At 58.7% G+C, this 12,126-nt stretch carries 6 protein-coding genes; 2 read left to right on the top strand and 4 right to left on the bottom strand.

The window, feature by feature from the left end:
* Positions 1-438: 438 nt before the first annotated feature.
* Positions 439-2,835 carry a TonB-dependent receptor gene (locus tag MB02_RS10140; protein ID WP_156495476.1) on the top strand — a complete coding sequence of 799 codons (2,397 nt, stop codon included), beginning with the start codon at positions 439-441 and terminating at the stop codon, positions 2,833-2,835.
* Between the two features lie 1,096 nt (positions 2,836-3,931).
* Complete coding sequence (locus MB02_RS10130) at positions 3,932-6,856, top strand: TonB-dependent receptor domain-containing protein (protein ID WP_067537296.1); 2,925 nt, start codon at positions 3,932-3,934, stop codon at positions 6,854-6,856.
* 182 nt (positions 6,857-7,038) lie between these two features.
* Here the strand turns inward: MB02_RS10130 and MB02_RS10125 are convergent, their stop codons facing one another.
* Genes MB02_RS10125 through npdG form a run of 4 tightly spaced genes read right to left on the bottom strand, consistent with a single transcriptional unit; the run spans position 7,039 to position 12,109 of the window.
* A complete protein-coding gene (locus MB02_RS10125) occupies positions 7,039-9,357 on the bottom strand; it encodes an arylsulfatase (protein WP_067536592.1) in 2,319 nt (772 codons plus the stop codon).
* A 37-nt stretch (positions 9,358-9,394) separates the two neighbouring features.
* Complete coding sequence (locus MB02_RS10120) at positions 9,395-10,234, bottom strand: HpcH/HpaI aldolase/citrate lyase family protein (protein ID WP_067537294.1); 840 nt, start codon at positions 10,232-10,234, stop codon at positions 9,395-9,397.
* Between the two features lie 16 nt (positions 10,235-10,250).
* On the bottom strand, positions 10,251-11,423 hold the full coding sequence (locus MB02_RS10115; RefSeq protein WP_067536588.1) for an acetyl-CoA C-acetyltransferase: 1,173 nt from the start codon (positions 11,421-11,423) through the stop codon (positions 10,251-10,253).
* 2 nt (positions 11,424-11,425) lie between these two features.
* On the bottom strand, positions 11,426-12,109 hold the full coding sequence (gene npdG / locus MB02_RS10110; protein WP_067536585.1) for an NADPH-dependent F420 reductase: 684 nt from the start codon (positions 12,107-12,109) through the stop codon (positions 11,426-11,428).
* Positions 12,110-12,126: the final 17 nt, after the last annotated feature.

Genomic DNA, 12,126 nt, shown 5'->3' with positions numbered 1-12,126 from the left:
ACGAATTTCTATGGATTCCCGGGCTGTCGGGCTATGTGTTTAGCGCTGCTGTTTTCTATCTTGCGAATCCAGAATTCCACGTTAACAATACACTCTGTTAAGTAATAAAAATGAACAGCAGGGAGAGGGCTCGTGAGGGCTGGCCATTTGGCCGAACGGGTAATGATGTGCCCGGTTCGGCGCTGATAACCACAGTTCCATCTGTTGCCGATCCACTCGGTGCAGAGGTTCGCAGCCCAATGGCTTCATTTGAAGCACGCACGAATGCTTCCAACTTCCTCAGGATGTTACCGGACGCTGCCAAAGGCAGCATCTTGTGGCGCTTTGTCCGAGTAATTCAGGCGCGGACAGGGGGCGCAAGCGCCCCTAAATTTGGCCTGACTATGTGTGAAGAACTGAACCTCAAAGTCATATATAATTTTTGAGAGAGGGTGGGGGATGTCTAAGAAAAAATTCCTGATGCAAACTGCGGCCATTGCTATCGCGGCTGGGGCTGCATTTCCCGGTGCGGCGTTTGCGCAAGCGCCGGCGGAACAGAGCGTCCGCAGCGGAGGGTTGGGTGAAATCGTCGTCACAGCCCAGCGTAAAGAAGAAAGCCTGCAGGATGTGCCGGTCGCGGTCACCGCATTGAACAGCGAGACGCTGGACAACCTGCGCGTCACTGACGTGCAGAACCTGTCCGGGTTGGCGCCAAACCTTGCGATTACCACTCAGGGTATTCAATCGATTCCGACAATCAGTATTCGCGGTATCACGTCGGGTACATCGGACAATGCGGTTGATCCGAAGGTCGGCATCTATCTCGATGGCGTTTACATCGGCCGTTCAGTGGGCGCGATTTTCGATCTTGCCGATATCGAGCGTGTGGAAGTGCTGCGCGGGCCACAGGGAACACTGTTTGGCCGCAACGCGACCGGTGGTGCAATCAGTCTGATTACGGCCACGCCCACGGGTGAATTCGGCGTCAAGGCCATGGCTTCCTATGGCAATCAGGATTCATTGCGGTTCCGTACCACTGTCAACTTGCCGCAGATGGGCCCACTTTCCGTCAAGTTTTCGTATCTTCATGACGAATCCCATGGCTGGATGAAGAATCTGGCCGGAGGGCAGCAGGTCGACCTCAGCCTTCGTGAGCCGACATTCGGCAAGATCACCTACGCGGATCGTCTTGGCGCCCGCAACGTGGATGCGTTTCAGGCAGCCGCCAGACTCGATTTCGGCGGTAATCTCACGGTCGATTACCGTTTTGACTACACGGACAGCAAGACTGTCGGCAGCCCGGTGCAGGTGCTTGGCCATACGGGCGATCTGGCGCAGTTGACCAAGGCTGTATTCGCGTTTCAGCAGTTGACGGGTGGGATTACCAACTTCGGCGAAAAGCCGCTGTCGCAAGTTGCCAACTCGACCTCTGTCCAGCCTTTGACAGTGGAAGGGCATAATCTCACGCTGACCTGGCAGGCCAGCGACGCATTCACTGTGAAGAGCATTACCGGCTATCGCAAATTCAAGCAGAAGCCGAACAGCTACGACCTTTCGGGTACCGGTGGCCTTCGTTTCTCTGCCGCGCAATTTGGCGCCCTGCTTCAAGGCGATATCGCTGGCGTCACGGATCCTGCCAATGCGGCTGGCCCCAATGACCGCTTCTACACGCTCCTGACGGCGCGCAGCACGTCCCAGAAGCAGTTCACTCAGGAACTGCAGGGTGTGTACTCGAGCGACGCGTTCGATTTGACTTTCGGCGGCTTCTATTTCCATGAACGCTCGCCGGCGCTCAATATCCTCGGCGTCATGCAGCCGACCATTAATGGCACTGTCGTGCCGATTCCCGCGTTTGACAGTGTCTTCGGGAATGGTGTGAACGAGACGATCGTGAGGAACAGCTCCTTGGCGGGCTATGCGCAGGGAACCTTGCACATCAGCGATCAGCTCGATTTCTCGCTGGGTGGACGTTATACGCATGACAAGCGCGAAACGGAGCTTATCCGCAGTGGCGCGCCGGGCGTCGGTAGTGGTGGCACTTTGCCGCCGGGAACTTACAAGAAGAAGTATAACGAGTTCACTTACAGCGCTATCCTGACCTACCGGCCGAGTTCGGATATCACGACCTATGCCAAGGTTTCGACCGGATATGTCGCTGGCGGTATTCTCGGCGCGATCCCCTATGGTCCGGAAAAGGTCACTTCCTATGAAGTGGGCCTGAAATCGGAACTGCTGGATCGTCGCTTGCGGGCCAATTTGTCCGGCTACTACATGGACTACAAGGATCTCCAGATTCAGACTTTCCAGGATGGCGTCCAGCGCTTTGAAAATGCGGGTAAGGCGCGTATTTGGGGTCTTGAGGCGGAATTCACTGCGGTTCCGGTCAATGGCCTCAATCTGGAGGCGAATTTCGGCTATCAGAACTTCAAGTACAAGGAATACCTGTCCACGGTTGGCGGAAGTGTTGTCGATGTCGCGGACATCGCGCGCCCGATTTACACGCCAAAATGGAACATGCGGTTCTCCGGGCAATATGATTTCCCGGAATTCTCCTCTGGCGGTCACTTCATGATCCGGTTGGACAGCCGCTATCGCTCGACAGTGCCGCTCGGCACATTTCCTGCGGATACACCGGAAGTCGATGCCCTGGCAGTGGCCAAGGGGCACTGGATCGTCGATGGACGCCTCGGTCTGGTCCAGATGCCCCTTGCAGGAGCCAAAGTGGGCGTGTCGCTTTGGGGACAGAACCTCTTCGACAAGGATGACGTGATGCTGTTCGGTCCGACTGCGATCGTACAGACCGGTCAGTTCATCAACGGCCGCCTCTATGGCCTCGAGGTGAACCTCGAATTCTGATCGTTGGCCGGGCCGGATTTTCTATCCGGCCCGGCATTCTTCCGGGCCTCTCTCGTTCGGGAATACGATCAGCTCACGGACATAGGATTCCGATCGGAATAGTACGCTCGTTGCTGAGCCTGCGGCTGTGGCAATCATCGGTAGTTTGTCGAGCAGGAAGGCTACGTCTCCGGATATCGCAAGCTGCCATTGACCGGATGGGAATGGAAATAGACCGTTCCCGTGATCGTGTTGGCTTCATAACGGTGTTCTCACCCAAGCCTTGCCAGAGGATCCCATTCAACCGGACCTGCCTGAGAAATCGGGATTGAAAGTCGCGCAAGCTTGTTGTGGCTGCTCTGCCCCAAAAGTGACGTTGTCACTCTTGATCGAAGTAGAGCTGGTATGACCCTGGCATTCAGATCTTCCGAAGTAACGTGGAGCGGCGCGGGGCTCAGCTCGTCATTGCGATTGACCAATACTACTCTCCGGTCCCTTGGTTCGAAAAGTATGCGGCGGTGGTCGGTTGCCAGAGGCCCAACTGCCATAACGGCAGCCGAGATCGCCGTGTTGATCCCATGAAACATTGCAGGCCGTTTGTTCAACGGCTTAGCCGCCCTGATTAATTTTCCATATTTTTGCCGTGCATCGATCTCAGAGTATGCATGCTTTGCATCTGTAAGTGACCAGTAAAGGTCTCGACATCGTGTGGTAGCTGCATTCCGTTTTCACGCGGCGGGCACGGCCAGAGGCCCCTTGTCAGGATAGAATGCAAATGCGCCCCGAGTGAGAGGCTTGGGGCCCCCTTGCGCTTGGATATCAGCACACGATTCGATGTTTCTGTGCAACACAAGGGTTATTCCCGGGGGGTGGAGATGGCTTTCATAGCCAGTCTCGACCAAGGTGAGTATACAAAATTTCACAATAAGTAGTTGATTAAATTTATATATATCACCCTTCTGGGCAGGTCGCATGAAATTTTCCGTAGCGTCTCAAATTTGCATTGACTGGCAAAATTTGTCGGACTACCAAAGTTGCACTAGAGGTTAGAATATGCCATCTATTACGAATGCGTGCGTTAGTGCGCGCAATGGGGTGGATGCACAGGGAGGGTGTCATGCGATTGAAGGCAGTTGCAATTCTATTGGCGAGCAGTGCCTTGACCTATACCGGTCAGGCTGCTGCACAGGATGCAAACGACGGCGATGCTGCGGCGGATAGCCAAAAGGAAATTATCGTAACGGGTACGCGCATCGTGCGCGATGGCTATACGGCGCCTACGCCGGTTACTGTGGCCTCGACCGAAGATCTGGCGAAGACTACGCCATCCAGCATTCCCGACGCTCTCAACAAGCTCCCGCAGTTCCAGAATTCGCTGAGCCCCGGCAAATCCGCCAACAACTTCTCGTCAATTCCGATTCACGGAAACATCCTCAACCTGCGTGGTCTGGGGACTCCCACAGCCAATCCAAAGGGGCCGTTGCGTACCCTGGTTCTGTTCGATGGTCTTCGCGTTCCGCCGACGACTTACATTGGTACGATTGACACGAACGTCATTCCGAACCTGCTGGTCAACCGGGTGGATGTGGTTACTGGCGGTGCATCCGCCGCATGGGGCTCCGATGCTGTTGCCGGTGTAGTGAACTTCGTACTCGACAAGGAATTCACCGGGATCAAGGGGCAGGCGCAAGCCGGTATTTCCCAGCGGGGCGATAACGAAAACCAGCGCTTTGGCCTGGCATACGGTACGCCCTTCGCCGACGACCGCGGTCACTTCCTAGCCAGCGTCGAATACTCCAACAACGATGGTATGCTGCGCAGCGATCGCAAGATTGGGCGTCAGAGCTACACTTACGTTGGTTCCAATGCCAACTGCGTAAACACTACCAGCGATCCGACGGCTTGCTCCCCGGGTGGCAGCCTCAATCCGTTCGTCGCCCAGTCGGATGTTCGGATTGGAGGTAACAACGACATCGGCATTCTGAAGGGCTCCAGTGTCCCGGGTTTTCCCTACACCGGTTACGCCTATAATGGCGATGGCACGTTCAGGCCGTTTGACAACGGCACTCCGACCGGAACGCCCGGCTTCGGCATTGGTGGCGACGGTTATACGATCCCTGCGGATACCGCTGCGGTTGCACCTTACAAGACATGGCAGGGCTTTGGCCGGTTGAGCTATGACCTGACCGACAATGTGAATGCTTATGTTCAGGGAATCTATAGCCGGACGGATCTGAGCTACGATGCTCTGGGCAATTCCCTCGTGACGCCGGTCAACCTGTACAAGGGCAATCCCTACCTTCCCGCCAGCATTGACTCGCTTTTGACTACCGCGGATGACTATGTCAGCTTCGGCCAGTATTCTCCGGGCAATCCCGCGCCGCGAGCAAAAGAGCGGACCGATTTCTGGATGGGGACGGTCGGGTTCGATGCGACGTTTGGCGATTTCAAAGCCAGCCTGAGCTACACCCACGGTGAATCGACGCATAAGGTCGCGCAGTCCGGTCTTTATGACCAGCGCAAGCTTTATGCCGCAGTTGATGTCGTAACTGATCCCGACAGTGGTGATCCAACTTGCCGCGTGCTGCTGGATCCCGTTTACGCGTCCGCCTTTTCGGGCTGTCTGCCGCTTAACGTCCTTGCCGGGGCACCGGCGATCAGTTCACCGGAAGCTTATGACTATGTCACGGGAACATCGCGGTATCGCGCAAAGCTGAAGCATGACTCGATTGTCGGTACGATCAGCGGCAGTCCGTTCAGCCTGCCCGCAGGTCCGGTCGATGTCGTAGTCGGCGCGGAATGGCGCAAGCAAAGCCTCCTGCTCACCAGCAACGCCGATCCGGCCACGCTGGATACGACTGAAGAGCGGGACGCATATTTCGCCGGCCTGCGTGGTGTTCCCAGCAGTGTTCTGTACTACTGGCTGATGAATGTCGGCGTTGCCGACGGCAGTGAAACCGTCAAGGAAGTGTTCGGTGAAGTCGCCGTTCCGATCCTTGCCGATACGCCTGGTTTCCAGGAACTGAGCGTCAATGGTGCCGTCCGTTATACCGATTATTCGTCCTCCGGCGGCGTCACTACCTGGAAGGTAGGTGCGACCTGGAAGCCGATCGATGATCTTCTTTTCCGTGGCCTCTATTCACGCGACATCCGTGCGCCCAACCTCTACGAACTCTATCGCGGAGACACGAGCGGCATCGGCATCGTGCTGGACCCGGTGACCAAGATCAATTTCAATATTCCGACGGTCAGCGGTGGTAACCGTAACCTGGATCCGGAAGTTGCGAAGACCTTCTCACTGGGTGCAGTTGTCACTCCCAGCTTCTTCCGGGGCTTCAGCCTTGCGGTGGACTATTATTCGATCAAGCTGGACAAGGCGATTGACTCGCTGAGTGCGCAGCAGATCGTCGACAACTGCTATACCTTCGGACCGAGCGCGCCGACCTGCTCGCTCATCAGCCGTCCGTCGCCCACCGAGTTCCCGACTCTCGTCCGCATCGCGGAAGCGAACATTTCTTCGCTGAAGACGGCGGGTATCGACATCGACGCGACCTATCGCACGATGGTTGGCGATACCGGCGCTCTCACTTTCCGCCTGTACATGAACTATCTCGACAAGTTCACCACCCAGCTCACGGCGGATCAGCCTGTGCTGCACTTCGAAGGTGTCAGCTTCGTCGGTTCGAACCCGGTCGGCTATCCACGCTGGCGTGGTTCGTTGATGGTCGATTACAGCAATGGACCGTTCGGCATTACAGTGTCGGAACAGTACATTCACAGCATGCGGCGTGGCCGTCCGGGTCAGACCGAAAACTTCGTCGACGCGAAGGTTCCGGCTGTCTGGTACACCGACTTGTCGTTGCGCTACACCTTGCCGGTCAAGAGCGGCACGGTCGAGCTCTTCGGCACCATCAACAACCTGTTCGACAAGGACGCACCGTTGGTGCCGGGCACGGTGCCGGGCGTGAACCTGCCGACCAATATCTCGGTTTACGATGTGATTGGCCGTTCGTTCACGGCGGGCGTTCGCTTCGAATTCTAAGTGCGCGTGGAGCAGGGCGGGCGAGTGTGACGCGCCTGCCCCCTCGGGGCGGATTTCCAAATGGAAATCCGCCCTTTTTCTTTGAGTGGGAACATACGGATGCTGCACGATCCGCTGGCTTGGCGGACGCGTTTCTCCGTGGCGCGCGCGCATGGCATGGCGCGTACGGAACTGGCTTCTGCTTAGCGCTTGATAGTGAAGGTCAGGCGAAACAAGGTTCCGCCGAAGCGGCTGTCGGCGCTCTCGTATGACGGATCGACCGGACTGACGAGATCCTGCCCGACATCGAAGTTTTCGCTGTGCGAAATCACTAGCGGGAAGGTTCGCGGAACCCGTCCGCGTGCCAGTTCGACCCCATCTGCTTCCAGAATGGCTGTCGCCGCACTTCCGGGCTTTTCGTGATCCAGTTCGAGACGCAGGCCGATCTTGTGGCGACCGGCAGCTATGGGCATGGGTGCGGCCACGCGGGTTACCTGCGCGGGTGTCAGATTATACGTGAACACGGGCCGCCCGTTGTCGAGAAACAGTGCATAACCGCCAAAGCGTCCGCCCTGGGCTACCAGCACGCCGTTTTCCGCTTCGGCCAGTGCTACGTCCGCCTCAATGTCGAACGAATGACCGATCACATCGGGTGCGACGGCTTCGGCCAGTTGCGTCTGTCCGCGATCGTAGCTCAAGATCGCGCGTGTCTTGTTGGGGGAGGGCATCCCCCCCTGTCCGCCGGCGCTGGCATGTATGGGCAGTATGTTTTCAGCCTGCGCTTCCTGCCAGAAAAGCCGTTTCAGGGCCGCGAGCCTTTTCGGATGAAGGGCGGCCAGATCCTTCGACTGGGAAAAATCCCTGTCGAGATCATAGAGTTCCCACTTCCGGTCATCGACTGGGGTTGGCTTGGGGGCGCTGCGTTCCCATGGCGAGGCAATGGGCGTCGTCGCCGCAAACCAGCCATCGTGGTAGATGCCCAGATTCTCACTCATTGCGAAGATCTGCCCGGTACGCGGTGAGGGCAAGTCCGAATGGGCGATGGTTGCGGCGGCACTTATGCCGGTGACGGGCTGTTGGGGCACCCCTGCAAATGTATCCGGTGCCTTGATGCCCGCGATATCGAGCACAGTGGGCATGATGTCGCTGACATGGAGAAACTGGCTACGCATCCCGCCCGGATCAGGGACATGCCCCGGCCATGACAGCACCATTCCATTCCGGATGCCGCCAAGGTGGGAACCGTAGCGCTTGGCCCAGGGGAATGGTGCATTCATCGCCCAGCCCCAACCGCCCGGGTTCAGGTTGTAGGCAAGCCGCGTCCCGATTTCGTCAGCGTGCTCGGCCACGTAGTCGGGGTCTTCCGCAAGCCCGTAAAGTGCGGATTGTTCGAACAGCTTGCCGTCGAAACGGCCTTCCGCGCTGGCCCCATTGTCGCCCTGAATGTAGATGACGACAGTGTTTTCCAGTTGGCCGCTCTGGCTTAGTTCGTCGAGCACTCTACCGATCTGGTAATCAGCGTAGGCGAGCGACGCGGCATATGCCTCCATGAACCGTGCATAGAGCCTGCGTTTTTCAGGAGACAAGCTGCTCCATAGCGGCAGGTTCTCCGGTCTTGGGGCATCACGGGTGCCTGAAGGGATGATCCCCATGGCGAGCTGTCGTCGGACCGTTTCCTCCCGCATGACATCCCAGCCTGCGTCGAACTTCCCGCGAAAGCGGTCCAGCCACTCTTTGGGCGCATGATTGGGCGCATGGGCAGTGCCCGGCGCATAGTACATGAAGAAAGGTTTCTCGGGTTCGCTGGCCCGTTCCTCGGAAATCCAGGCGATGGCATGATCGGCAAGATCGCGATCCAGATGATATGCCGGATCGGCAGGCAGTGCGATGGGGCGCGTGTTTTCGATCAGCGCTGGCTCGAATGCGCTCGTGTCCGCGCCCAGAAACCCATAGAAATAATGAAAGCCGAGACCGGTGGGCCAGCGATCGAATGGCCCGTTGGGCCCCATTTCCCATTCCGGTGTGATATGCCCCTTGCCGATCATGGCCGTCGCATATCCATGGGTGGCAAGGATTTGCGGCAGGGTCGCCGCACTCTTGGGTATGATGCTGTTATACCCTTCGTAACCGGTCGGCCAATTGGCGGTATACCCCATGCCGACAGCCTGCGGATTGCGTCCTGTCAGCAGCGCTGCGCGGGTGGGCGAGCAAATTGCAGTTGTATGGAACCGGTTGTAGCGCAGCCCCTGACTAGCCAATGCGTCGAACGTCGGTGTGGGGATCGGACCGCCGAAAGTGCTCGAAGATGCGAAGCCCACATCATCCGTCATGATGACCAGGACATTGGGGGCTCCTGCGGGTGCGTGCGTCGGTTCAGGAAATGAAGGCGGGGGCGAACTGGCGGGATCATGGCCGTTGATGATCTCGCGCTTGGCGGTGTAGCCGTCCGGCTGGGCGACCGTGATGCCGGGCCCGGCGATGGTGGACAGGCTTCCTGTGATCAACAGGGCCAAGCGGCTCATCCTACGAAAACTCCCTGCCATTTACTCCCGCCTTTCGTCAGTCTCTTCGCAACAGCAGCGCCTGGGCCTGTTTGAGGTGAGCGGCATCAACCATCTTGCCGTTGATTGTCAGCACGCCCATGCCCGGATCGTTGGCGAATGCATCGACGATTGCCTGCGCGCGAGCGATTGCGTTGGCATCTGGTGTAAATGCCCGATTGATGATGGGCACTTGTGATGGATGAATGGCCATCATGCCGGTGAATCCGTCTTGTGCCGCGCGCGCGGCGCGGCGCACCAGCCCGGCTTCATCGCGAATATCGGGATGAACGGTTTCGATTGCCGGGACGCCACAGGCTTTCGCTGCGAACAGCGTCATCGTGCGGGCATGTGCGAAAGGTGGCGTCAGCGCACCGGCGCTGTCGCGGTTGGATTCCGCACCGATGCCGGACGCCAGATCTTCTGCACCCCAGGTCAGGCCGCACAGGGTAGTGGCATGATCACGGAACGAGCCCAGCTCGAACACGCTGCCAGGAGTCTCGCAAGTCAGCGGCAGGAGCGGGGGCAGCGATTGGCCAGCCAGATCCTGCAATGTTTCGATCGAGTCTTTGCCTTCCGCTTTCGGCAGCATGATCGCGTCGGGGGAGGCAGGAAGGATCGCGGCAAGATCATCTGCAATGAATGAACTATCCACCGGGTTGACGCGCACGATCAACGTAGCGCCATGATCGCGCGCTTGCGCCAGTTGCGCCGCGACGGCTGCTCTCGCTTCGTCCTTGGCCGCCGGGGCAACGGCATCTTCGAGATCGAGGATCAGCGCATCGGCACCGAGTTTCAGCGCTTTCTCCATTCGATCGGGCCGGTCACCCGGTACGAACAGCAGGGAGCGCAAACGCAGAGTCTCACGCATGGCGTCAGAGCCGTTCGACAATGGTGACGTTGGCCATGCCGCCGGCCTCGCACATGGTTTGCAGGCCATAGCGCATGCCACGGGCACGCAGCGCATGGATCAGAGTGGTCATCAGTTTTGCGCCCGACGCGCCGAGCGGATGGCCCAGCGCAATACCGCCGCCATTGACGTTCATGCGCTCGGGATCGGCCCCCACCACTTTTGCCCAGGCGAGCGGCACTGGCGCGAAGGCTTCGTTGACTTCGTAAAGATCGATTTCACCGATTGAGATACCCGACTTGTCGAGCGCTCTCTGTGTCGCGGGCAGGGGGGCCTCGAGCATGATGACCGGATCGCCTCCCAGCACCGACATGTGGCGGATGCGGGCCATCGGCTTGACGTTCAAGCGCTTGAGACCAGCTTCGTTGACGACCATCAGAGCGGCCGCACCATCGCAGATCTGGCTGGCATTGGCTGCGGTAATGACTCCGCCTTCCGACAGCGTCTTCATCGTGCCCATCTTTTCCAGGCTGGCGTCGGGGCGAATGCCTTCGTCATGCTTGTGAACGACTTCCTCGCCGTCCGGTGTCGTAACCGTGATCGGTACGATTTCGGCTTCGAATGCGCCTGTCTGCGTCGCAGCGGCGGCGCGTTGGTGGCTGAGCAGCGCGTACTCGTCCAGTTCCCGCCGCGAGAAGCCATATTTCCGGGCCATCATCTCGGCACCGGCAAACTGGGTGATGACCCCATCGCCGTAGCGTGCATCGAAGCCCGGACTGCGCCAGGTGCCGAAGCCATGCTTGGCGGCCAGCGTCCAGGGAAGGCCCATCGGAACGCGGGTCATGCTTTCGATGCCTGCGGCAATCACGATGTCCTGAATGCCGCTCATGACAGTGGCGGCAGCGAAATGAAGCGCTTGCTGGGAAGATCCGCATTGCCGATCGACTGTCGTGCCAGGGACGGTGTCGGGAAGACCTGCGACGAGAGCAGCGTAACGGGCGATGTTCGCCCCCTGCTGTCCGCCAGGGCATGCACAGCCCATGATGACATCGTCGATTGATTCCGGATCGGCACCAGTCCGGACGATCACGTCTTTCAGCACGTGGGCGGCAAGATCGACAGGATGGACTCCGGCCAGGCGTCCGTCCCGTTTGCCTCCGGCAGTGCGATTGGCGGCAACGATATAGGCTTCACTCATGACTATGCCTCCTTCTGCTGGACGCCGGTAATGCGGATGCCGCTGCCGGGGACCTTGTATCGCCGGTTGAGCGCGATCAGCACGCTGGTCAGGCCTTCTGCGACAACGGAATTGCAGAGTGGCCCGGCATTCCACGCGGTCAGGCCGATTTCCTCCGCCAGTGCCACGACCTCATCCGCGGCGGCAGGATCGTCTGCGCAGACCAGAACCTCGCAATCGACGTCTTCGTCGAGGTGCATCAGGTGATGGGCCGATATGTTCTGGAACGCGGACACCACCCGGACCTCGTCGCCGAGAATTTTTTGTACGGCTTCGACTGCGGAGCCACCTTCCGGTAACTGCACGCGGCTCACTTTTGGCGGCACGAGCGGTACGGTCACGTCGATCAGAATCTTGCCTTTCAGCGCATCTGCGACATCGCCAACGGTCGGTTGTTGTGCCGCATAGGGCACGGCGAGGCAGACGATGTCGGCTGCCATCGCCGCCTCGCGATTGGTTGCCCCGCGAAGATTCCCGCTATCGAGTTGTGCATTCAGTGCGTCTGCGGCTTCCTGTGCCTTGGTGACGTCCCTGCTGCCGATAATGACGGGGCGCCCCTTGGCCGCCCAGCGGAAGGCCAGCCCGCCGCCTTCCTTCCCGGTACCGCCCAGTACGGCGATCGTTTTCCTGTCACTTTGCGAAGTCATGTGGTTCCTTCCGGGGG

Origin of the sequence: Croceicoccus estronivorus, assembly GCF_001625325.1 — a bacterium.
In the GTDB taxonomy this organism is placed as follows: domain Bacteria; phylum Pseudomonadota; class Alphaproteobacteria; order Sphingomonadales; family Sphingomonadaceae; genus Caenibius; species Caenibius estronivorus.
Note: the sequence above shows the minus strand (reverse complement) of the source record. Positions and strands in the feature narration are given on the sequence as shown.